At 32.2% G+C, this 577-nt stretch carries 1 protein-coding gene; it reads right to left on the bottom strand.

What is annotated here, in order from left to right; translation table 11 throughout:
- The coding region (locus tag ACFIKI_RS08600; RefSeq protein ID WP_375666806.1) for a transposase at positions 1-577 on the bottom strand (577 nt) is incomplete at both ends.

Below are 577 nucleotides of genomic sequence, written 5' to 3'. Positions count from 1 at the left end.
AAAACAAGCCAGTTTTCTCGGGTCACATAATCGCTTAAAACCTTCTGTTTTTACTGCAATTGTCCAAGCGGTAATATCACCAATACCTGGAATGGTTTTAATCCTATTTATTTCTGTACGTAGTTGATGATCAGCATTTATCTCTTTTTTAATCAAAGTCTCTATCTCCACAATATGCTTGTTTATTTCTTTGATACTCTTTTCGTTTATCCTGATCAATTTGTCAGTGGTTTTACTAAACGTAACACTTTTTAAATCAGAATTTTGTTGCTTCAAACCTGTTCGTTGTTTAATTTTAAAACGTCGTTGGCTTAATAGGATTTTAATGGCTTTTACACTTTCTCCTATCGGCTTCCAGCTTTCAATGTCTTGGTGGTTTCTTTCAATAAATATAGCAATTCTTTTAGCGTCTATTTTATCATTTTTACCACGCACTAGACCAATACTCCTCTTTATGTGCTTAGGGTCTATTACATAAGTTCTAAAGGAGAATTTTTCTAAAACCTCATAAAGATTAAAGTTGTAATAACCTGTATTTTCCATACAAAGATAGGCTTGGGGATCTATTTCTTTTATA

This window comes from Bartonella sp. TT121SHDZB, from assembly GCF_042193415.1.
In the GTDB taxonomy this organism is placed as follows: domain Bacteria; phylum Pseudomonadota; class Alphaproteobacteria; order Rhizobiales; family Rhizobiaceae; genus Bartonella.
Note: the sequence above shows the minus strand (reverse complement) of the source record. Positions and strands in the feature narration are given on the sequence as shown.